The 21,447-nt window shown below is 67.0% G+C and carries 16 protein-coding genes; 5 read left to right on the top strand and 11 right to left on the bottom strand.

Annotation, left to right across the window (positions count from 1 at the left end):
• Positions 1-7: 7 nt before the first annotated feature.
• From BBX35_RS23100 to rfbC, 11 genes are all read right to left on the bottom strand, one after another.
• A complete protein-coding gene (locus BBX35_RS23100) occupies positions 8-5,029 on the bottom strand; it encodes a glycosyltransferase (protein ID WP_141687883.1) in 5,022 nt (1,673 codons plus the stop codon).
• Between the two features lie 69 nt (positions 5,030-5,098).
• Positions 5,099-6,088, bottom strand: coding sequence for a UDP-glucose 4-epimerase GalE (galE, locus tag BBX35_RS16720; RefSeq protein WP_067222252.1), 990 nt, complete (start codon positions 6,086-6,088; stop codon positions 5,099-5,101).
• 140 nt (positions 6,089-6,228) lie between these two features.
• The gene (gene cysN, locus BBX35_RS16715; RefSeq protein ID WP_067222250.1) at positions 6,229-8,130 is read right to left on the bottom strand and encodes a sulfate adenylyltransferase subunit CysN; all 1,902 of its coding nucleotides are present in this window, start codon (positions 8,128-8,130) and stop codon (positions 6,229-6,231) included.
• 2 nt (positions 8,131-8,132) lie between these two features.
• Complete coding sequence (cysD, locus tag BBX35_RS16710) at positions 8,133-9,041, bottom strand: sulfate adenylyltransferase subunit CysD (RefSeq protein WP_067222249.1); 909 nt, start codon at positions 9,039-9,041, stop codon at positions 8,133-8,135.
• A gap of 328 nt (positions 9,042-9,369) precedes the next feature.
• Positions 9,370-10,116: a class I SAM-dependent methyltransferase gene (locus BBX35_RS16705; protein ID WP_083202515.1), complete on the bottom strand. Its 747-nt coding sequence runs from the start codon at positions 10,114-10,116 to the stop codon at positions 9,370-9,372.
• Entirely contained in the window at positions 10,116-10,973 is an 858-nt protein-coding gene (locus BBX35_RS16700; RefSeq protein ID WP_171901476.1) for a class I SAM-dependent methyltransferase, read from the bottom strand. The genes BBX35_RS16705 and BBX35_RS16700 overlap by 1 nt, the downstream gene beginning before the upstream one ends.
• Positions 10,974-10,990: 17 nt before the next feature.
• Positions 10,991-12,313, bottom strand: a complete 1,323-nt coding sequence (locus BBX35_RS16695; protein WP_067222247.1) for a rhamnan synthesis F family protein — start codon at positions 12,311-12,313, stop codon at positions 10,991-10,993.
• A gap of 11 nt (positions 12,314-12,324) precedes the next feature.
• Positions 12,325-13,194, bottom strand: coding sequence for a glucose-1-phosphate thymidylyltransferase RfbA (gene rfbA, locus BBX35_RS16690; RefSeq protein WP_067222245.1), 870 nt, complete (start codon positions 13,192-13,194; stop codon positions 12,325-12,327).
• Positions 13,191-14,066 (bottom strand): dTDP-4-dehydrorhamnose reductase, encoded by an 876-nt coding sequence (gene rfbD, locus BBX35_RS16685; protein WP_067222244.1) that lies wholly within the window; start codon positions 14,064-14,066, stop codon positions 13,191-13,193. Before rfbD ends, rfbA begins: the two co-directional genes overlap by 4 nt.
• Positions 14,067-14,074: 8 nt before the next feature.
• Positions 14,075-15,097: an NAD-dependent epimerase/dehydratase family protein gene (locus BBX35_RS16680; protein WP_067222739.1), complete on the bottom strand. Its 1,023-nt coding sequence runs from the start codon at positions 15,095-15,097 to the stop codon at positions 14,075-14,077.
• Positions 15,098-15,330: 233 nt separating this feature from the next.
• On the bottom strand, positions 15,331-15,888 hold the full coding sequence (gene rfbC / locus BBX35_RS16675; protein ID WP_067222242.1) for a dTDP-4-dehydrorhamnose 3,5-epimerase: 558 nt from the start codon (positions 15,886-15,888) through the stop codon (positions 15,331-15,333).
• 203 nt (positions 15,889-16,091) lie between these two features.
• Here rfbC and BBX35_RS16670 point away from each other — a divergent pair, with 203 nt between their 5' ends.
• The 5 genes from BBX35_RS16670 to BBX35_RS16650 all read left to right on the top strand — a co-directional run bounded on the left by BBX35_RS16670 (position 16,092) and on the right by BBX35_RS16650 (position 21,430).
• A complete protein-coding gene (locus BBX35_RS16670; protein WP_067222241.1) occupies positions 16,092-17,186 on the top strand; it encodes an NAD(P)/FAD-dependent oxidoreductase in 1,095 nt (364 codons plus the stop codon).
• 106 nt (positions 17,187-17,292) lie between these two features.
• Positions 17,293-18,078 carry an ABC transporter permease gene (locus tag BBX35_RS16665; RefSeq protein ID WP_067222239.1) on the top strand — a complete coding sequence of 262 codons (786 nt, stop codon included), beginning with the start codon at positions 17,293-17,295 and terminating at the stop codon, positions 18,076-18,078.
• The gene (locus BBX35_RS16660; RefSeq protein ID WP_067222238.1) at positions 18,075-18,728 is read left to right on the top strand and encodes an ABC transporter ATP-binding protein; all 654 of its coding nucleotides are present in this window, start codon (positions 18,075-18,077) and stop codon (positions 18,726-18,728) included. The genes BBX35_RS16665 and BBX35_RS16660 overlap by 4 nt, the downstream gene beginning before the upstream one ends.
• 40 nt (positions 18,729-18,768) lie before the next feature.
• Entirely contained in the window at positions 18,769-20,040 is a 1,272-nt protein-coding gene (locus BBX35_RS16655; protein WP_141687882.1) for a KpsE/RkpR family capsule polysaccharide export protein, read from the top strand.
• Positions 20,041-20,068: 28 nt separating this feature from the next.
• Positions 20,069-21,430 carry a KpsE/RkpR family capsule polysaccharide export protein gene (locus BBX35_RS16650; RefSeq protein WP_067222235.1) on the top strand — a complete coding sequence of 454 codons (1,362 nt, stop codon included), beginning with the start codon at positions 20,069-20,071 and terminating at the stop codon, positions 21,428-21,430.
• The last annotated feature ends 17 nt before the right edge of the window (positions 21,431-21,447 follow it).

Raw genomic sequence — 21,447 nt, 5'->3', positions numbered from 1 at the left:
CGCCCGGTCAACGGCGCTTGGTGATCAGCGACTCGACATATTTCATGTGCTCGGCGCGGTCGTTGAGCAGCTTCTCCAGCCAGTGCATGTGCTGGCGCATCTGGTTCAGCTGGTCGGTGACCTCCCGGTGCATCTCGCCCATGTAGAGCATCTGCCCGTCGGCGCTGCCCTGGCCCATTCCCTCGCGCATGTGCCGGTTGATGTAGAGCGCGCGCTGGATCCGGTGCACGTCCTTCTGCGCCACGACCGTGTTGCCGTACTCGCTCGTCGTGCCGGCGGAGCGGTGGTGGTAGAAGGCGAGCGGCTCGCGCAGGACGTCGATGCGGAACCGCTGCGCCGCGCGCAGGTGGAAGTCCCAGTCGCCCAGCACCGGCAGCTCGCCGTCGAACAGGCCGACCGTTTCCATCACCACGCGACGGAACATGAAGGAGATCGGCGGGAACTGGTTCTCGACCGAAAGCCGCGTCAGCTCCAGCGCCTCCATGTTCTTGAACAGGAACCGCTGGCGCTCGATGACCCGGTCGCCCTCGATATCCTCGATCACCACCGTCGCGTGAGTGACCACGCCGCCGACATCGGTGGACGAGGTGTCGAGATGGTTGACGCAGCGCTCCAGGAACTTCGGATCCCAGGCGTCGTCGTCGTCGTGCACGACGAGGAACTCGCTCGCGGAGTTGGTGACGCCGGCGTTCGAGGCGTTCTCCATGCCGGTCGAGACCGGGTTGTTGATCACCAGCACCCTGCCCTGGAAGGCGGCGCGCCGCGCCTCGATCAGCTTGCGCACCGGCTCCGGGTCGCCGCCGTCATTGACCACGACCAGCGCCCAGTCGGTGTAAGTCTGCGACAGCACGCTGTCGAGCGCACGCTGCAGCAGGATCGGTCGGTCTTTGGTGCGCATGATGACGGCAACGCGGCCATAGGCGATGCGGCCGGCCACCGGCAACCCGCTGCGCGCCGGCAGGTGCGGATCGACCGGCGGCTGGTCCCAGCGCTGGGTCAGGCCCTGCGCCAGCATCAGCATGCGGTGGATGCCGTGCGGCAGCTCGTGGGAATAGGCGCGGATGTTGCGCTGGAAGTCGACCTGTGCGCTCTCGCGCCCGCGCAGCATGCTCTGCGCCGCCACCCGGTACCAGAAATGCGCCCGGTTCAGCAGCTCGTGCCGCAGGCCCAGCGTGCTGGCCCGCGCGAACAGCTCCCAGTCCTCGTGGCCGCGGCCGAAGTCCTCGGTGAACCCGCCGATCTTCTCGAAGGCCGCGCGGGTGATCAGCATGTTGGCGTCGCCGAAGCAGTTGGACAGCACGCCGACCGCCAGATCGGGGATCAGCGGCACGCCGATCTCGCGCGGGATGTCGCGGCCCGGCTCGATGGCGTCGGTGCCGTCGAACATGGCGAAACGCGAGGTGACGATGTCCGCCCCCGTCGCCAGATGCGCGTCGACGAAGGCGTCGATCATGCCCGGATGGGCGAGATTGTCGTCGTCCATGAAGACGATCAGCTCGCCGGTCGAATTGCGCACCGCCGTGTTGCGGGCCGCGCCCAGATAGCTGTTGGGCTGGCGCACCACCTTGCCGTTGACGGCGGCAAGTTCCGCCTCGATCTCCGCCAGCTCTCCGGCAATGCCCGGCACGGCGCTGCCATCGTCGACGACGACGATCTCGAGCTCCGGATAGCCGCAGGCCAGCACGGAGGCGAGCGTCTGCCGCAACAGGCTGGTGCGATTGAAATGGCTGATGCAGACGCTGACGCGCGGCCGCGAGGCAGCAGCCGCGGGGCTTGCCGTCGGCGCGGCGGCCGCAGCGCGGGCCTCCTGCGCCAGGGCCGCGCCCATCGCGCCCAACGCTGCTTCGGGGGCCAGAGGCGCACGAGCATCGGAAAGCGCGGCCTCCAGCGCATCGGCAAGGTCGGTCGCATTGCCCGCCCGCACCGACGACAGATCGGCCAGGGGAAGCCCGGCAGCATTCGCGAGGCTGTCCCACGCGGTGCCTTCGACCGCCGGAAGGCGGACGCCGATGCCGTTTGCGGCGAGCGAGCCGAGCAGCCCGGCGAAACTGTCCAGTGTCAGGTCCAGATGGATGCGCAGGCCGAAACGCCACTTGCGGGCACGCTCGCGGATATAGGCGCTGGCCCGGCGGCCGCGCACCCAGTCCTCGGTGCCGGCGAAGACCACGCCGACCGTCTCCGGGTCGATGCCGGGCCGGCGCATCAGCCGGTCGAGGGCATCGCAGAACTGGACAAGCCCTGTGCGGGTGCGCAAGGGAGCCGCGAAGACCAGCCAGCGGCGCGCGCCCATCTCCTGCGGGAAGCCGGCCGGTCTTGCCGCCGTGCCGATCTCCGCTGGAACGACGAGGCCACGCTCACCGGCCAACGGCTCCAGCCCGGTGCAGGTCTCCAGCACCTGCGCCGAGGGGGCAAGGATGCGGGTGCAGGCGGCAAGAGCCGCCTTTTCCAGCGCCTCTTCCACCAGCAGTTCGGGCCGCTCCAGCAGCTGGTCGCGGTCGAGCAGGTCCTGCACGGCGAACGTATCGGCCAGCATCACCACCTGCGTCGTGGCGGGCAGCAGGCCCTGGCGGCGCGAGGTGGCGCAATAGGACAGGATGCCGGACCGGCTAGTGCCGGCGATCAGCGAGAAGGCATTGGCCCGCGCCCACAGGTCGAGCGCATAGGCGCGCTCCTGCGCACCGCCGGCCGTCGATGGCAGCACCGCCTGCGGCAGCGGCACGAAGGACGCGGCCGCCAGCAGTCCGGCATTCTCGCGGCCGACCAGATCCTCGACCAGCGGGCCGAGATCGCCGCTCGCCCCGCGCAGCGAGGCGCGGTGACCGCAGGAGACGACAGTGATCGGCGCAACGCCGGCGCGCGCGGCAGCCACCGCCGCCAGAAGCACGCTCCGCGCTTCCTCGCGCGACTGCGCATTGGCCAGAGGATCGGGCAGGACGAAGCACGCGCCGGTACGGCCGTATCCGGCATCCTGCAGCCGATAGGCGCCGCCGCCGGTCGACACCGCCTGGTCCAGCAGCACCCGCCCGTCGAACGTGGCGCGCACGCGCACCGTCGCCTTTTCCGGAATGGCGTGCTCGAAGCGGAAGCCGTGTGCATCGGTCAGGAAGCTCTCGGCGGCAAGCTGCGGATGAGGATCGCGCGCGGGCCGTGTCTCCACCACCTTGCCATCGACGATCAGCGACACCTCGGCGACCGCCTCGCCGTCCCAGGGCAGCACCACCCAGCCGGACACGGCGCCGCCGAAACACTCGACGCGGGTCAGCGCATTGGTGCGCGGCTCGCCCGCGCGGAACATCAGCGGCCGTTCCGGCCAGCGGCGCTCGTCGCCGACGACCCGCGCCTCGACCCGGTGCGGCAGCCCGTCGCGCCAACGCGCCGAGATGGACACCGCGAACCGGCCGATGCCGGCATCGTCGTCCGGCAATCCGCGGGCGACCTCGATGGCCACCGGCTTGTCGTCGATCAGGATCTCGACCACCGTTTCGCGGTTGTCCTGCCAGCGGTCGACGACCGTGCCCGAGATCCGGTCGTCGGCAATGTCCATCGACAGGTCGAAACGGCGGAAGGCCAGCTCCCGCGAGGCCGCCACGGCGCCCGCCTTGCCCTCGGCATCCGCGACGCCGATGCGGACCTTGTGGGCCCCGTCTTCCAGCTTCAGGTCGGGCACATGCGTGTCGAAGGAGAAGGACGGCGCGGTGGAAAGCTCCGCGACCCGGCGCTCGCCGATCCAGATGCCGCAGGCCCCGCTCGCCGCTTTCAGCAGCAGCCCCTCGCCTGCGATCCGGCGGTCGGAAACCTCTTTAACCGAGACCGCGAGCGAGCCGTCGGCAGCCACGTGCAGCGGCAGCTGCGCCGCGCCGGCCGGCTGGCCATTGGCGCTGACCGCAACGCGCACCTTGACCGGGCCGTCCTGGCCGGCGGCCTTCGCCAGCGGGGCGATGTCGCCGGGCGTTGCCCGCCAGGAGAAGGCGTGCAGCGCATCGGTCGTGCCCTTGTGCACCACCTTGCCGTCCAGCGAGATCTCGATCTCCACCGGCGACCCGGCGCTCTGCGGCAGCCAGGCCGCACCCGCAATGGCCAGCGGCGTCAGCAGCGGCAGTTCGCAGCGCACCTTGGCGAAAGACCGGCTCGCAACCGTGTGGAACGGCTTCGGCTGCCCCTTGCACCGCAGTTCGATGGCGTGCGAACGGCCGTCGCGCAGCGCCTGCGGAATCGCAAAGCGGAACATGCAGGAGCCGCCGGCCTTGCCGGCATCGGCAAGGTCCTGGCGGTAGAGATCCGCAACCGTCTCGGCCAGAACGACGCCGTCCTCGACCAGTTCCAGCGGCAGGCGCTTTTCCGGCGTTGCCGGCGCCCAGATCCAGCCGACGATGCCGTCGTCGCCCACGGAATCGACCGTGAAGTCGAGCGCGGAGGCGGACGCCGCCTGCGGAAAGACGTGGAACGGCACGCGCGCACCGGCAAGATGCAGGCTGAGCCGCGCCGGCGGCGTCTTTGCCACGTCCTCCGGCAGATGCATGTCGAACGCATGGGCGCCGTCGCCCTTGCCGGCCTGCTTCAGGTCCTCGCGATAGCCGTTCGCGGTCGCGGTGGCGACCACCCGCCCGTCGGCGACGGCCTCGATCCGCACGCGCTCGCCCGGCCGCTTCGGCATCCAGGCCCAGCCGGTGATGCGCCCCGGCGTCTTGCTGTCGATGTGGAACTGCACCTTGCCGGCGGCAACGCGCGGCGCCTGCCAGAACGGGCGGCGGGCGCCCTTGCAGCGCAGGCCGAGCCGGCCGGTGACACCCGGCTCCGGCAGGGTGATCTGAAAGCCGTGGGCACCATCGCCCTTGCCGGCCTTCAGGAGGTCCTCACGAAACTGGTTGGCCTCGACGGCGGCGACGACCTGCGCGCCGTTCAGGATCTCGACGGTGATGCGCTCGCCGGGACGGCCCGGCCACCAGGCCCAGCCGGAGATCAGCATCGGCCCGGCCTTGTCGACATGGAAATCCGGACGCGGCCCGCGCCAGAAGGCAAGATTGGCCAAAAGCTTCTTCTTCGCAGGCCTGTTCGTCCCAGTGTTCAACATCGCTGTCCCGATCTGCAGGTCTTGCATTCAGTTCTTGTACGCGCCGCGCTGATGCCAGCGCCACGCGTCGGAAATCATGTCCTCGAGCACCGACCGCTGCGGGTCCCAGCCCAGTTCCGTCCGCGCCCGGGTGGAGCCGCAGACGAGCTGCGTCGCATCGCCCTCGCGCCTTGCCCCTTCCAGCACCGGCACCGGCTGGCCGGTGACGCGGGCGGCCGCCTCGATCACCTCGCGTACGGAGAACCCCCGTCCCGTGCCGAGGCAGAAGACCCGGTTGCTGTTGCCCTGCCGCAGCCATTCGAGACCGGACAGATGCGCATCCACCAGATCGCAGACATGGACGTAGTCGCGGATGCAGGTGCCGTCCGGCGTCTTGTAGTCGGTGCCGAAGATGGTGATGGCGTCGCGCCGCCCGCTGATCGCGTCGAGCACCAGCGGAATGAGGTGGGTTTCGGGAACGTGGCACTCGCCGATCTCGCCGTCGGGATCGGCGCCGGCCACGTTGAAATAGCGGAAGATCGTATGGCGCAGGCCGGCCGAGATCGAGAAATCCCGCAGCATGTCCTCGATCGCCCGCTTGGAGGCGCCATAGGCGTTGATCGGCGCCTGCAGGGTGTCCTCGTCCAGCACCACACCGTCCTGCTCGCCATAGGTCGCGCAGGTGGAGGAGAAGACGAAGTCGAGACACCCGGCGGCCGTCGCTGCCTCGACGAGATTGAGCGTCGCCGAGACGTTGCCGCGCCAGTAGCGGCCCGGATCCCTGATCGACTCGCCCACCTGCGACAGGGCCGCGAAGTGCATGACGGCAACCGGCTTCCAGCGGGCGAAGACCTCGTCGAGGCGCGCGCGGTCGGAGAGGTCTCCCTCCTCCAGCGGGCCAAAGCGCACCGCCTCCCGCCAACCGGTGACGAAGTTGTCGAAGGCGACGGGCGTATAGCCGGCGCGGCGCAGCGCCTTGCAGCAATGGGAGCCGATATAGCCTCCCCCGCCCGTCACCAGAACAGTCTCTTCTGCCATTGCCACCGATTCCCGTCTCTCGGTTTGTTGCAGCGCATCATGGTCAGCCGTCGCAGCAACATTGTGACGGCGGTCACACGGTTGCCGATCCGGCAGCTTTCGGCGCCCGCTTCGCCCGATCCTGCGAGCCGGCGCCGATGTCAGATCAGGTTCTGCGCCTCCAGATAGGCGATGATCTCATCGACGATCTCCTCCGGGTCGCGGCCAACCGTCCGGATGTGGATTTCCGGATTTTCCGGCGCCTCGTAGGGGCTGTCGACACCGGTAAAGTTGCGCAACTCGCCCGCATCCGCCTTGCGGTAGAGCCCCTTCGGATCGCGCCGGCGGCATTCCTCGATGGGCGTGTCGACGAAGACCTCGATGAAGCGCCCTTCCGGGAACAGTTCGCGCGCCATGGCACGCTCGCTGCGGAACGGCGAGATGAACGAGATCAGCGTCAGCAGGCCGGCATCGACGAAGAGCCGCGCCACCTCGCCCACCCGTCGGATGTTCTCCACCCGGTCGGCATCAGTGAAGCCGAGGTCGCGGTTGAGGCCGTGGCGCACATTGTCGCCGTCCAGCGTGTAGGTGTGGCGGCCGCGCACATGCAGCTTCTTTTCCAGCAGCGAGGCGACCGTCGACTTGCCCGAGCCCGACAGGCCCGTGAACCACAGCGCCGCCGGCGTCTGGCCGAGGCTCTGCGCACGCGCCGTCTGGTCCACTTCCAGCGCCTGCCAGTGGATGTTGGTTGCCCGGCGCAGGGCGAACCAGACCATGCCGGCACCGACCGTCGCATTGGTCAGCCGGTCGATCAGGATGAACGAACCGGTCGTGCTGTTCGCCTCATAGGGGTCGAAGGCGACCGGCACCGTCAGCGCCAGATTGGCGAAGGCGATCTCGTTCAGCTCCAGCGTCTTGGCCGCGGCCCGCTCGAACGTATTGACGTTGATCTTGTGCTTGATCTCCGTCACCGAGGCGGTGACCGTCCGCGTGCCGATCTTGAGCAGATAGGAGCGGCCCGGAAGCAGCGCGTCCTCCGACATCCAGATCAGATGCGCGGCGAACTGGTCGGCGACATCCGGACGGGCGGAGGCAGCGGCGATGACATCGCCGCGCGAGGCGTCGATCTCGTCGTTCAGCACCAGCGTCACGGCTTCGCCGGACCCGGCGCTCTGCGCCTCGCCGACCTGCGACAGGATGCTCTTGACCGTCGAGGTCCGGCCCGAGGCCGCGACCACCACCTCGTCGCCGACATTGACGCGGCCGCCGGCAATCGTGCCGGAAAAGCCGCGGAAGTCGAGGTTCGGGCGGTTCACCCACTGGACCGGGAAGCGGAACGGGCGGGCATCGTCGTCGCGGCCGACCTCGACCGTCTCCAGATGCTCCAGCAGCGTCGGCCCCTCGTACCAGGGCATGTTCTCGCCGGCTGCGGTGACATTGTCGCCGTAGCGCGCCGACATGGGGATCGCCACCAGAGTCTCGAAGTCGAACCCTTGCGCGAAGGCACGGAACTCCGCCTCGATCTCGCGGAACCGCTCCTGCGAATAGCCGACCAGGTCGATCTTGTTGATGGCCAGCACCACGTGGTGGATGCCGAGCAGCGAGGCGATGAAGGCGTGCCGGCGCGTCTGGGTCATCAGCCCGTTGCGCGCATCGACCAGCAGCACGGCAAGATCGGCGGTCGAGGCGCCGGTCGCCATGTTGCGGGTGTATTGCTCGTGACCCGGCGTGTCGGCGACGATGAACTTGCGCCGGTCGGTCGCGAAGAAGCGATAGGCGACGTCGATGGTGATGCCCTGCTCGCGTTCGGCCTCCAGGCCGTCCACCAGCAGCGCCAGGTCGATGTCGTCGCCGACCGTGCCGTGACGGGTGGAGTCGCGCTCCAGCGCGGCGAGCTGATCCTCGAAGATCAGCTTGGTGTCGTAGAGCAGCCGCCCGATCAGGGTGGACTTGCCGTCGTCGACGCTGCCGCAGGTCAGGAAGCGCAGCTGGTCCTTGTTGACCTGGGACAGGATGTACTCGCGCACGGCCTCGTCGGAGGCGGTCGGATCCGGATTGCGCATGGTCAGAAATACCCCTCGCGCTTCTTCTTTTCCATCGAGGCGCTGTCGTCGTGGTCGATCAGGCGGCCCGAGCGTTCGGAGGTGCGGGCGATGAGCATCTCGCGGATGATCGCCGGCAGCGTGTCCGCATCGGACTCGATGGCGGCGGTCAGCGGGTAGCAGCCGAGCGTGCGGAACCGCACCATCAGCTCCTCCACCCGGTCGTCAGGGCCGATCGGCATGCGTTCGTCGTCGACCATGATCATCATGCCGTCGCGGCGCACCACCGGCCGGCGCTTGGCGTAGTAGAGCGGCACGATGGGAATGTTCTCCAGCAGGATGTACTGCCAGATGTCGAGCTCGGTCCAGTTGGACAGCGGGAACGCACGGATCGACTCGCCCTTGGCGATACGGCCGTTATAGAGGTTCCACAGCTCGGGGCGCTGGTTCTTCGGGTCCCAGGCATGCGCCTTGCTGCGGAACGAGAAGACCCGCTCCTTGGCGCGGCTTTTCTCCTCGTCGCGCCGGGCGCCGCCGAAGGCCGCGTCGAAGCCGTACTTGTCGAGCGCCTGCTTCAGGGCCTCGGTCTTCATCACATGCGTGTGCACGGACGAGCCGTGGCTGAAGGGGCCGATACCCTGCTTCAGTCCGTCCTGATTGGTATGGACGATCAGGTCCGCGCCGATCCGCTTCGCCGTCTCGTCGCGGAAGGCGATCATCTCGCGGAACTTCCACGTCGTGTCGACATGCAGCAGGGGGAACGGCAGGCGCGAGGGCGCGAAGGCCTTCATCGCCAGATGCAGCAGGACGGAAGAGTCCTTGCCGATCGAATAGAGCATCACCGGATTGCGGAACTCGGCCGCCACCTCCCGGATGATGTGGATGCTTTCCGCCTCGAGCGTCCGCAGATTGTCGAGGCGACCGGTCGCCATCACGTCTTCTTGCAAGTTCGACCCTTCCTGATGCATCACGCCGCCTCGCGCTGCGCCGCGGCCCCGTTGTCGACGGGGTCGGCGCGGTGATGCGCAAGGCGAGCCACGTCCTGGCTGCCGGATTGTCCGTACGGGCTCTGCTGGCCTTTTCCGCCCCCGCCTGTCGCACTGTCGCACGGCCTGGTCGGGCTCCCTGGCGAACGGAAGGACCGGCGGCTGAAAACCGCTTCGACACTCATTCCGTGCACTCCTTCTAGTTGCTCGGTGCGGTGCGATCAAGCCGCTGAACACCGCCGTGAACCGCAGTTTTCCGCCATATGCCCCAACGTCAGAGACGACGCAACACAGCCCCTGTCTGGCCGAGGCGCCCGTCCGGCACGATCTCGCGATTGCCATCGATGTAACTCTCGACCGCAAAGCCCAGTTTTTCCGCCCAGAGCTCGATGACGTTGCGCTCGATGAACATGTTCATCACCGGCTTGGTGCCGGCCTTCTGCTGTTCGACGCTGCCCAGAAAGACCGGGAAATGCCCAGGGCTGCCGAACTCCAGGAAGGAGAACAGGAACGTCCCGCCGGGCCGCAGCACCCGCCTCACCTCTTCCATGTAGAGGTAGGTTTCCTCGTGCAGCAGATGCGTGAACAGGCTGAACGAATAGACGATGTCGGCGGAGGCATCTCCGGCCGGTATCTTCAGGTCGGTGGAGATGTGGAAGCGGTAGTCGGCCGGAGTATTGGCCCTGGCATAGGCGATCAGGTCCTCGACCACGTCGATGCCCAGATAGCCGTAGCTGCCGCTCTCGGCGAGCCGCCGTGCCGTGCGGCCGCTGCCGCAGCCCAGATCCACGAGGCTGTCGCCGTCCTTCAGCCCCAGCGAGCGCAGCAGCGCCAGATGCACCTTGCCCTGGATGTCGTAATGCCCGCCGACGGCCAGCGACATCGCCTCGTCCAGCGGATGGCTTTCCTTCAGCTTGCGGACATGGCGCTCGTAGTCGCGCTGGAAATGCGGCTTCTCCGCTTCCTCGCGCGCCCCGGCACCGGTCAGTGCGCCGACGATCCGCTGCAGGATTCCGCCCATCACGCGCTTTTCCGCTTTCTGGCGACGAAGGTCAGCGCCGGGCCATTGACGTGGGCCGGGTCGTCCTTGCCGATTTCCACGTCGAAGCCCAGCGTGTCGAACAGGCGCAGCAGCGAGTCCTTCTCCACCCAGCGTGTCACCCGCTCGGCGCCGCCGCAAAAGCCCTTCCAGTCGAGCACCTGCTGCACATAGGTCTGCCGGCTCATGGTCAGCGGCACGCCGCGATGCTCGGTCGTCTCGGGCGCGGCGAAGCGGCTGGCATAGACCGGATGGCGCGAGATGATGTCGTGGTCGTAGTAGTGGGTCCAGATGCCGATGGCATCGGCGCTCCGGCACATCGCCTCGATCAGCGCCACCGGGTCGCTCATGTGGTAGAGCACCCCGCTCGCCACGATGGCGTCGAAGCGGCGCGGCTCCTCCTCGAGATATTTCAGGAAGTCGCCGAGCAGGAACCGGGCCTTGTGCAGCCCGTAATTGTTCTTGACGATCAGGCACTTGAGATATGCGCGCGTGTTCGCCTCGATGGAGGTGATCGAGGCCGCCCCCTTCATCTGCAGCATGTAGGTGTGGCTGCCTTCCAGCGGCCCCAGCTCCAGCACGTGCTTGTTGACGTACCCGCCGCTGGCGCGCTCGAAGAAGTCGACGCGCGGATCGGTGTAGAAGGCCGGCTTGCCGTTGGGCGGCAGGCCCGGCAGCGCGCCGGACCATTCGCCTTCGAACAGGTCGACGGCGTTTTCCACCCGCGCCGGCCGCATGTCGTAGCGATCGTCCAGCGCATTGTCCTGGCGCCCGCGCGCCACCGCGCGCCGTGCCCCCGCAAGCGTGTTCACCAGCCGGCCGAGCAGCCTGCTTGCCATGGTTGCTGCCCTCATTCTCAGATCGAGCCGTAACGGAACAGGACCTTCTTGAGGCCCTTGTAGTAGCGCCCCATCCCCTTGCTGCGGATGTCGACGCGGATTTCCTCGGCGAACGGCAGGTTCAACTCGTCAATGATCTTGTTGATCTGGTCGAACGTGTAGACGCCGCGATAGACCAGATCGCGCTTCAGGATCGGGATGCCGAGGAACTTGTAGTAGAGAAATCCGCCGAAATGGATCTGGTTGCGCTCGGTCAGAAGCTTGACGTAGCCCTCGATGAACTCCGCCACCTTGAAGTCGCTGAGATTGCGCCGGCTCTGGAAGTCGTAGCGCAGGTCCAGCGCCTTGGTGACGTCGTCGTCGTCGGCAAGCGACGTGCCTTTGGCGCGTGCGGTCGTGACGAGATCGGCGAAGCGCTCGATGAACTGGCCCTGCGCCAGCGCCTCTTCCGAGATCGCCTGGCTGGAGCGCATCTCGATCAGCTTGTAGAGCTGCTTGCGCAACAGGTTCCTGTTGCGGAACGGCACGAGGTCGATGGTCGAGCGCAGCTCGCCGAAATCCATGCCGACGAGGATGTTGTAGACCTCGACCGGGTTGACGATGATGTGCGGACCCTGCCCGACCTTGCGCAGCACGCATTTGGTCAAGCCGACCTCTCCCTTGTGCACCGACCAGCGGCGGGTGCTGATCGGCAGGTACTTGTCCCAGTATTCCAGGAAAGCCGGCGCCTCGATCACCTCGCGGTTGAAGGCCAGCAGGAACGACTGGACGTGGTAGTGGTGCTCGAACACTTCCGTCAGGCCGATGAACGGCTCGTTGGCGTCCAGCTTGGCGAAGATCTCGTCGAGACCGTTCGGCAGGTAATAGACGCTGTCGTTCATCAAGATCAGCTTGTCGATCACCGGCTCGCGCTTGCGCAGCAGGCTGAAGCCGTCCTTGTAGGCGCCGAAGTCGCGGCCCAGGTTCTCGCGCTCGATCAGCAGATGGCAATTGTCCAGCAGGTCCTCGCGCACATCGCCGCTCGCCCGCATGTTGGTGACGAAGACGATGTTGATGCCGCGCGCGTTCAGCGCGTCGATGGCCGTGCGCGTGAACACCTGGATGTCGGCCTTCGTGTAGATCACGAAGATTGCGAACCGCTTGCCCTCATGCGAGCGGCGGCCCTCGCTCACGCCCAGGATGCGGCGCTTCTCCGAATAGAGCTTGGGGTCCAGCCGGCAGACGAAGCGGGCATAGACCTCGTAGGGCATGATGACGACGAAGTACCAGTACAGGTACCAGAGCCGGTTGATGATCTTGTAGAAGAAGAAGATGACTGGGTGGATGACCTGCCCGAGCATGTTCCGTCTGCCTATTTTCGTCCGCTGATCTGCAGGAGGTACTCGCCATACAGCGTCTTGGCGAGCGGCTTGGCGAGTTCGGCGACATCTTCCGGGGTGATCCAGCGGTTCACCATGGCGATCTCTTCCAGGCAGGCGACCTTCAGCCCCTGCCGGTGCTCGATCGCCCGGATGAATTCCGAAGCTTCCATCAGGCTGTCATGGGTGCCGGTGTCGAGCCATGCAAAGCCCCGGCCGAGCTTTTCCACCGTCAGCTGGCCCGCCTCGAGATAGCGGCGGTTGATGTCGGTGATTTCCAGCTCGCCGCGGGCCGACGGGCGGACCTGGTGGGCATGTTCCACCACCGCCGCGTCGTAGAAATAAAGCCCCGCGACGGCCCAGTTCGATTTCGGGCTCGCCGGCTTTTCCTCCAGCGACACCGCCCGGCCCGCCTCGTCGAACTCGACGACGCCGTAACGCTGCGGGTCCTGCACGTGATAGGCGAAGACCTTGCCGCCGGCGGTCAGGGCCGAGGCCTTGACCAGCCGCTCCGACAGGCCGTGGCCGTAGAAGATGTTGTCCCCGAGCACCAATGCGCAGGGGCTGCCGTCGATGAAGCGCTCGCCCAGGATGAAGGCCTCGGCAAGGCCGCGCGGCTCCTGCTGCACCACATAGGTCAGCTCGATGCCCCACTGGCTGCCGTCGCCCAGCAGCGCCTCGTAGCTCGGCAGGTCGCGCGGGGTGGAGATGATCAGGATCTCGCGGATGCCGGCCAGCATCAGCACCGACAGCGGATAATAGATCATCGGCTTGTCGTAGACCGGCAGCAGCTGCTTGCTGGTCACGCGCGTCAGCGGATAAAGGCGAGTGCCGGATCCGCCGGCAAGCACGATGCCCTTCACGCCAGATACCCCTTCTCGGCGAGATACGCGTCCAGCGCGTCCTGCCAGGGGCGCGGTGCGCCGATGGCCGCGGCCAGCTTGTCGTTCGACAGCACCGAATAGGCCGGCCGGCGCGCCGGCGTCGGGAATTCGGACGAGGGGATCGCCTCGACGCTCGCCTTGGTCCCGGACCTGCGGATGATCTCCTCGGCAAAGCCGTGCCACGTCGTCGCGCCGGAATTCACCACATGCCAGATGCCGGCGGGCACCTCGTCGCGCAGCATGGTCAGCAGCGCAGCGGCGATGTCCTTGGTCGAGGTCGGCGACATGTGCTGGTCGGCAACGACGCGCAGGTGCCCGCGCTCGCGGCCGAAGCGGATCATCGTCTCGACGAAGTTGCCGCCCTTGCCGCTGGCGCCGGCCACGCCGAACAGCGAGGCGACGCGCAGGATCAGCGTGTTCTCGCAGGCGAGCCGGGCCAGATCCTCGCCCATCGCCTTGCTCGCGCCGTAGACGTTGACCGGCGCGCGCGCGTCGCCTTCCCCGAGAGGCTCACGCTTGTCCTGGCCGCCGAACACGTAGTCGGTCGACACATGGACGAAGCGGGCGGACTTCGCCTGCGCCAGTTCGGCCAGCAGCGCCACCAGATGGGCGTTGATCGCGAAGGCCTGCTGGGCATTGCCCTCGACCTCGTCGGTCTTGTGATAGCTGGAGCAGTTCACCAGCACATCGAAGTCGGCGGTCGACAGCAGCTCGCGCACCCGGTCGAAATCGGCAAGGTCGAGCTGGTCGCGACCGACCGGAACGATGTCCAGCACGCTGCCCGCGGCCTCGTTCGCCCGCCGGATGTCCGTGCCGAGCTGGCCGCCGGGCCCTAGGAGGATCGTCTTCATGGGAAGCCTCAGATGCGCAGGATGCCGCCGTTGAGCTCGAGCTCCTTGATCCGCTCGTGCCAGGTGACAAGCTCCTTGTACCAGGCGAGCGTGATGGTCTGGGTCGTCTTGTCGGTGCGCCCGTCCTCAAGCGCCGCCAGCACGTCTCGCACGCCGTCCACCGCGGTCAGTTCCGCCTTGAAACCCAGCGCCTCGATCTTGTCGAAGCCGACCCGGTAGGAACGATGGTCGGGATCGCCGTACCATTCGATGGCGACGTCGTTCGGCAGCGTGTCGGCGACGATCTGCGCCAGCGGGCCGATCTGGTAGTTGTTCTCGTCCGAGCCGACGTTGAAGATCTGGCCGTTGATCCTGTCGGCCGGGGCGCTCAGCATGAAGATCTGGGCACGGGCCGTGTCGCGCACATGCACCATCGGGCGCCACTGGCTGCCGTCGCGCATCAGGGGCAGCTTGCCGGTCTTCCAGGCGCCGAACACCATGCCGTTGATGGCGAGGTCGAAGCGCATGCGCGGGCTGTAGCCGTAGACCGTCGCCTGGCGCAGCACCACCACCGTGAAATCGTCCGAGGCGAGCGGCAGAACGCCGTGTTCGGCCATTTCGTTGGCGCGCGCATAGGCGGTCAGCGGGTTGGTCGGCGTCGTCTCGTCGGCGATGACGCCCGGCTCCTGGAAGCCGTAGAGGCTGCAGGAGGACGGCAGCACGTAGCGCTTGACGCCGGCCTCGCGGGCAAGCCTTGCGGTGCGCACGCGCGAAACGTGGTTGATCTGGTCGGTCTCACGGCTGAATTCTTCGCCGGACGGGTCGTTGGAGATGGCGACGAGGTCGATCACATGGTCGATGCCGGCAAACAGCTCCGGGTCGATCAGCCGGGCATCCTGGCGCACGATCTCCAGCCGCTCGTGGTCGGGCAGCAACTCGCGGCCGAAGAAGAAGCGGTCGACCGCGCGCACCGCGTAGCCCGCTTCCAGCAGCAGCGGCACCAGGGTCGTGCCGATATAGCCGCCTGCACCCGTGACCAGAACAGTTTCCATGCAAACACCGATCGCGTTCGAGTTGTGGGCCGGCAGCATCGCCAGCCCCTTGCATTTCGTTGAAGGCCTCCTGCCCCGGATGCCTTCTTCCCTGCCCGACTCTCGCTCGGATTTACGCGATATCGCTCACCGACGGCCGCATTTTGCAGCGCGGGACGATCCAATCAACCCGCACTTTCGCGAATCTGGCGAGAAATCGTCATCACACGGCGCGGCGCCTCGCGCCAGACGTGTCAGAACCAGTGGACCACATCCTTGAAGAAGGGTTGTGCCCGGTCCTTGTCGGAGAGGATCACCTTGTCCTCGTCGACGCCCCAGTCGATCGCGAGGTCCGGATCGTTCCAGCGGATGCCGAAATCGTGGGTGGGCGCGTAGTGACCGGTGACCTTGTAGATGATCTCGGTATCCGGCTCGAGAGTGAGGATGGCGTGGGCGAAGCCGACCGGTACCAGGATCTGGTTCCATTCGGTGGCGGAAATCTCCGCCGACACCCACTTGCCGAAGGTCGGCGAGGCCTTGCGGATGTCGACGGCGACATCGAGGATCCGGCCGCGCACGCAGCGCACCAGCTTGTCTTGGGCGAACTCGCCGCCCTGGTAGTGCAGGCCGCGCAGGGTGCCCGCTTCCGCCGAGTAGGAATGGTTGTCCTGGATGAAATCCAGCTCGACCCCGGCCTCCGCAAAGGCCTTCTTGTTGTAGACCTCGGAAAAGAAACCGCGATGATCGCCGAATTTCCTTGGCCGGATAATTTTCACTTCGGGAATTTCGAGGCTGACAACTTCGACCGACATGGAAATATGTGCCTGTCCTTGAGAATTCGGGAGCCGGAACCGACCGCCGCTGTATAGAAGACCCTGCCGGGGCGAACAAGGGCGCAGCGCAACCAGCGCGATTCCTGCCTGTTGCGATGCCCCTGCCGATGGCCTAAGCGACGTCACACGGAAATGCGGCGGTTTGCCGGCAGCTCTGGCGAGTGCCACGGAAAGGAGCGGGGATGGATGTCGAGACGGTGGTGATCGGCGCCGGCGCGGTCGGCCTGGCGGTCGCGCGCGAACTCGCCCTGCGCGGTCACGAGGTGATGGTGCTGGAAGAGCACGCGATCATCGGATCGCAGACCAGCGCCCGCAACAGCGAGGTCATCCACGCCGGCATCTACTATCCGGCCGGCAGCCTCAAGGCGCGCGCCTGCCTTGCCGGACGCGAGTTGCTCTACCGCTTCTGCCATGAACACGGCGTTCCCCACAGCCGGCTCGGCAAGCTGATCGTCGCGACCTCGCCCGATCAGGTCGAGACGCTCGCCTCGATCCGCGGCAAGGCCGAGGCGAACGGCGTCGACGACCTTCGCTTTCTCACCCGCGACGAGGCGCTGGCGCTGGAGCCGCATCTTGCCTGCGAGGCGGCCCTGCTCTCCCCCTCCACCGGCATCATCGACAGTCACGGCTTCATGCAGGCTTTGCAGGGCGGGCTGGAGGCGCATGGCGGCCAGGTCGTGTGCAGCTCCAAGGTGACCGACCTTGGCCGGATCGACGGCGGCTACCGGCTGACGGTCGCGGACGGCGCCGAGGGGTTTGCCCTCACCTGCCGCAATCTCGTCATCGCCGCCGGGCACGGCGCGCCCCGGCTTGCCGCGCTCCTTGCCGGCACGCAGCCGCCGCAGGCCTATTTCGCCCGCGGCTGCTATTTCTCGATTTCGGGGCGCGCGCCGTTCTCGCGGCTGATCTATCCGGTGCCGGAGCCAGGCGGGCTCGGCGTCCACCTGACGCTCGACATGGGCGGGCAGGCCCGTTTCGGTCCGGACGTGGAGTGGATCGACGGGCTCGACTACACGGTCGACCCGCGCCGGGCGGACGGCTTCTATGCGGAGATCCGCAAGTACTGGCCGGATCTTGCCGACGGGTCGCTTCAGCCCGACTACAGCGGCGTCCGGCCGAAGATCTCCGGTCCCGGCGAGCCGGCGGCCGATTTCCGCATCGACGGCCCCGCCGTGCACGGCCAACCCGGCCTCGTCGCGCTTTACGGCATCGAGTCGCCCGGCCTCACCTCGGCGCTGGCGCTGGCCGGCATCGCCGCCGACCGGCTGGGGGAATAGCCGCATTGCCCTGCCGGCCCGGACATGCCATGGAATCGTCGCGTTCCCCGGTCAATTATCCCGCAATGCAACACGCGCCTGCGGGACCAGAAGCTTCGGGAGTGACATGAGGACGTCCTTCGTCGCCGCCCTGGCCAATCAGAAGGCCGTGCTCGGCGCGCTCATCCTGCGCGACATGCGCACCCGGTTCGGGCGCACGGCGATCGGTTTCGTCATCGCGGTCGCGTGGCCGCTCACCCACCTTCTGGCGATGCTGGGCGTGTGGGTGGCGATAGGCCGCGCCGTGCCGCTCGGCACCAACAGCGTCGTGTTCTTCGGCACCGGCATCATGCCCTATATCCTGTGCCTCTATCCCGGCCGGATGATGATGCTGGCCATCCAGCAGAACAAGCCGATGCTGCTGTTTCCGGTGGTGAAGGTGATCGACATCATCCTGGCGCGCGCGCTGCTGGAGATGATCACCGCCATGTGCGTGCTGGTCGCCTTCTGCACCATTCTCTACATCGCCGGCGTCGACTTCCTGCCCAACCGGCCGGACATCGCCATCGCCGCCATCGCCGTCACCGTGCTCTACGGCATTTCGGTCGGCCTGCTGAGCTGCGTGATCCTGGTGCTGTTTCCCATGTGGGTGGCGATCTTCATCCTGATCATGATCGCCCAGTGGATCACCTCCGGCGCGCTCTACCTGCCCAGCATGATGCCGCACTGGGTGCTGGAATACATCGTCTACAACCCGCTCTATCACTGCATCTCGTGGCTCCGCACCGCCTATTACGACGGCTATGGCGGCAGCACGGTCGAGCCCATGTACGTGGTGCAGGTGTCGCTGTTCACCCTGCTGCTGGGCTTTGCGGCCGAGCGGGCGGTGCGCGGAAAGCTCTTGATGAAATGATCAGGTTTCAGGACGTCTTCAAGTTCTACCGCACGCAGAAGACGCTCAAGATCGTGCTGGACCATATCAGCTTCCGGCTGGACAAGGGCGTCAGCTACGGGATCATGGGCATCAACGGCGCGGGCAAGTCGACCCTGATGCGGCTGATCGCCGGCACGGAGATGCCCAACAGCGGCCGCATCGTGCGCGAGGCGCGGGTGTCCTGGCCGCTCGGCTTCGCCGGCGGCCTGCACCCCTCGCTGACCGGGCGGGAGAACATCCAGTTCGTCGCCCGCGTCTACCGGCAGGACATCCGCAAGGCGGTGCGCTTCGTGGAGGACTTTTCCGAGCTCGGCCCCTTCATCGACGCCCCTTTCGGAACATATTCCTCCGGCATGCAGCAGCGCCTCGCCTTCGGCCTGTCGATGGCGATCGACTTCGACTGCTACCTGATCGACGAGGTCATGGCGGTCGGCGACTCCCGCTTCCAGCAGCGTTGCCGGGACGAGTTCAACAAGCGCAAGCAATATTCGGATATGATCATGATCTCGCACAGCATCGAGCTTGTGCAGATGTATTGCGACCGTGGCATCGTGCTGGCCGATGGAAAGATGTATTTCTTCGATTCGGTCTCGGATGCGGTCGAGATGTACAAGCAGTTGAACATGTAGCAGCAGCGGGCCCGAAAGCCCGGTGCGGATGGCGGAGAAGATGTCGGACGCGCTGATAGACGTGGTGCTCGGCGGCGGCGACGTTGTCGAGGAAGCGCCCAGGAGCGGAAAGCGGACGGAAGCGATCTCGGCGGCCCTCAAGGAGGCCAGCCGGCGCATCCGCTCGAACCGCCGCGTCATCGGCGGCGGCGGCTTCCGGCGCCGGCGCGGCGAGCGACTGTTCATCATGTCGGTCGCGGCCAGCTGGGTGCTGGTGGTGCTGCTGCCGGTGCTGGTGACCGGCATCTATTTCGGCCTCATCGCCTCGGACCGCTACGCGTCCGAGATGCAGTTCTCGCTGCGCAACTTCAAGGCCTCCGCACCCGCCGCCTTCATGTCGCTGACCGGCCTTCCCACCGGCAACCTGATGCAGGAAGCCAAGGTGGTGGAAAGCTATGTGCACAGCCGCGCGCTGGTCGACCGGCTGCAGGAGCGCACGGACCTCTTCGCCAAGTTCAACGCCCCCGGCATCGACTACTTCTCGCGCTTTCCCGAAGGAGATCCCATCGAGGACTTCATGGACTACTGGCGCGAGCGCGTCGGCGTCCATGTCGAGACCCTGTCGGGCATCGTCACCGTCTCGGTGCAGGCGTTCACGGCGCAGGACGCGCAGCAGATCAACCGGCTGATCCTCGAGTCCATCGACGAATTGGTCAACGACCTGTCGGCCCGTGCCCGCGCCGACCTCTTGCAGTTCAACCGGCAGGATCTCGACCAGGCTCAGGAGCGGCTCAAGACCCTGAGCGAGGACCTTGCCAACCTGCGCAACACCACCGGCCTGCTCGATCCCGAGACCTATGCCAAGTCGATCTCGGCGGTCGCGACCGAGCTGGAGGTGCGGCTCACCGACATGAAGGTGCGCCAGCGGACCCTGCTCGGCTCGATGAATGCCGACACGCCGCAGATGCAGTTCCTCGCCCGCCAGATCGAAACGCTGGAGAGCGAGATCGCGCGCCTGCGCCAGGAGATCGCCTCCCCGGGCAGCACCGGCGAGACCCTGTCCACCACCAAGGCGCTGTTCGACCGCTACCTGCTCGACCAGGAGATCGCCCGCAAGCAGTACACCCAGGCCAGCCTCGAATACGAGCGGGCGCGGCTGGACGCTGACCGGCGGCAGGTCTATACGGCGGTCGTGATGCAGCCGACCCTGCCGGAGGATGCCGAATATCCCCGCCGGATCTGGTCGTGGACCGTGGTTCTGGTGCTGTGCGTCGCCGCCTGGGGCGGCCTGGTCGGTCTTGCGGTTCTCATCCGCAACCATCTGGCGGCATGACGATGGACGCGAGGCGCTGGACGTGACGATGCAACGACTGCTTTCGCGGCTCCCCGGCACGAAGGACCGTTCCCCGAAGGCCCAGCCCGCGGCCGGCGAGCGAAAGGCGGCACGGCCGGAAGGCGTTGCCGCGCGCGCCGTCAAGGTGACCGGCGGCGGCACCGATCCCGACAGCCTCGCCCCGCGCGGCCGCGGCCCGCTGGCGCGGGCCGGCACCAAGGTCACCGACCTGGTGCGGACCGTGCGCGAGGACCTGAAGGAGCTGCGCGAGACCGACGCCACCGGCCGGCGCGGCGGCGGGCTGTGGCGCAGCTTCGGCATCTTCGTGCTGATCCCCACCGTGCTCGCCGCACTCTATTTCGCCGTCCTGGCATCGGACATCTTCGCCTCCGAGACCCGCTTCATGGTGCGCAGCGGCGACACCCAGCAGGAGGTGGGCACCGGCGCGCTCGCGATGGTCGCCAAGGTCGCCGGCGTCTCCGGGACCAGTCCCGACAGTTTCGCCGTGCTGAACTATGTGAAGAGCCGCGCGATCATCGAGGATGTCGGCGGCAAGGAGACCGTCTTCCGCCTGTTCAACCGGGACCGCGGCGACTTCTTCGCCACAATCGCCCCGGATGCGACCTGGGAGGACATCGTCGAATACTGGCAGGACCGGGTCTCCGCCTCGCTCGACACCCAGTCCGGCATCATCACCGTCGAGGCGACCGCCTTTTCCGCAGAAGAAGCCGACTGGCTGGCCCGTCAGGTGGTGGAAAAGAGCGAGACGCTCGTCAACGAGATCTCCCGCCGGGCGCGCGAGGAGGCCTTGCGCGTTGCCCTCGCCGATGTGGAGCTTGCCCGCTCCGAACTGGCCGAGGCGCGCGAGACCTTGCGGGTCTACCGGAACACCAGCGAGATCATCGACCCGACCATGACGGCGGAATCCATCGGCCAGGTCCTGTCCCAGCTGATGATCAAGCGGATCGAGCTGGAGGCCCGGCTCGAGACGACCGCCTCGATGATCGACCGGGATTTCGCGCCGCGGCAGGTGATCGAGCGCGAGTTGGCGCAGGTCAAGGCCCAGATCGCCGAGCAGGAAGGCCTGCTCGCCTCGCAGGGGCGCAGCGGCGGCACCGTCTCGGACGTGGTCGCCAGCTTCGAGAACCTGCGGCTGGAGGAAGAGTTCGCCGCCAACCGCTACTCCATCGCCGTCTCCTCCTACGAGAAGGCGCGGCAGGAGACCGAGCGCCAGCAGCTCTACCTGGTCGAGATCGTCCGCCCCAGCGTGCCCGACACCGCGCTCTATCCGCGCGTTGCCGCCGGCATCTTCATGATCTTCTTCATTTCCTTCGTCCTTTGGGCGATCGCCTCGCTGATCGTCGCATCGGTGAAGGACCACGCGATCTGACGGGACAGCCCCGGGAG

It is taken from the genome of Stappia indica (assembly GCF_001696535.1).
GTDB classification, from domain to species: Bacteria; Pseudomonadota; Alphaproteobacteria; order Rhizobiales; family Stappiaceae; genus Stappia; species Stappia indica.
This window is presented reverse-complemented; position numbering and strand designations above follow the sequence as displayed.

Excerpts from the sequence above, each read along its gene's own strand:
- BBX35_RS16660 (WP_067222238.1), top strand. The coding sequence starts at position 18,075 with ATGATCAGGTTTCAGGACGTCTTCAAGTTCTACCGCACGCAGAAGACG.
- cysD (WP_067222249.1), bottom strand. The coding sequence starts at position 9,041 with ATGGCGACCGGTCGCCTCGACAATCTGCGGACGCTCGAGGCGGAAAGC.
- BBX35_RS16700 (WP_171901476.1), bottom strand. The coding sequence starts at position 10,973 with ATGGCAAGCAGGCTGCTCGGCCGGCTGGTGAACACGCTTGCGGGGGCA.
- galE (WP_067222252.1), bottom strand. The coding sequence starts at position 6,088 with ATGGCAGAAGAGACTGTTCTGGTGACGGGCGGGGGAGGCTATATCGGC.
- BBX35_RS16695 (WP_067222247.1), bottom strand. The coding sequence starts at position 12,313 with ATGCTCGGGCAGGTCATCCACCCAGTCATCTTCTTCTTCTACAAGATC.
- rfbD (WP_067222244.1), bottom strand. The coding sequence starts at position 14,066 with ATGAAGACGATCCTCCTAGGGCCCGGCGGCCAGCTCGGCACGGACATC.
- BBX35_RS16665 (WP_067222239.1), top strand. The coding sequence starts at position 17,293 with ATGAGGACGTCCTTCGTCGCCGCCCTGGCCAATCAGAAGGCCGTGCTC.
- BBX35_RS16680 (WP_067222739.1), bottom strand. The coding sequence starts at position 15,097 with ATGGAAACTGTTCTGGTCACGGGTGCAGGCGGCTATATCGGCACGACC.
- BBX35_RS16670 (WP_067222241.1), top strand. The coding sequence starts at position 16,092 with ATGGATGTCGAGACGGTGGTGATCGGCGCCGGCGCGGTCGGCCTGGCG.
- BBX35_RS16705 (WP_083202515.1), bottom strand. The coding sequence starts at position 10,116 with ATGGGCGGAATCCTGCAGCGGATCGTCGGCGCACTGACCGGTGCCGGG.
- rfbC (WP_067222242.1), bottom strand. The coding sequence starts at position 15,888 with ATGTCGGTCGAAGTTGTCAGCCTCGAAATTCCCGAAGTGAAAATTATC.
- BBX35_RS16655 (WP_141687882.1), top strand. The coding sequence starts at position 18,769 with ATGTCGGACGCGCTGATAGACGTGGTGCTCGGCGGCGGCGACGTTGTC.
- cysN (WP_067222250.1), bottom strand. The coding sequence starts at position 8,130 with ATGCGCAATCCGGATCCGACCGCCTCCGACGAGGCCGTGCGCGAGTAC.
- BBX35_RS16650 (WP_067222235.1), top strand. The coding sequence starts at position 20,069 with ATGCAACGACTGCTTTCGCGGCTCCCCGGCACGAAGGACCGTTCCCCG.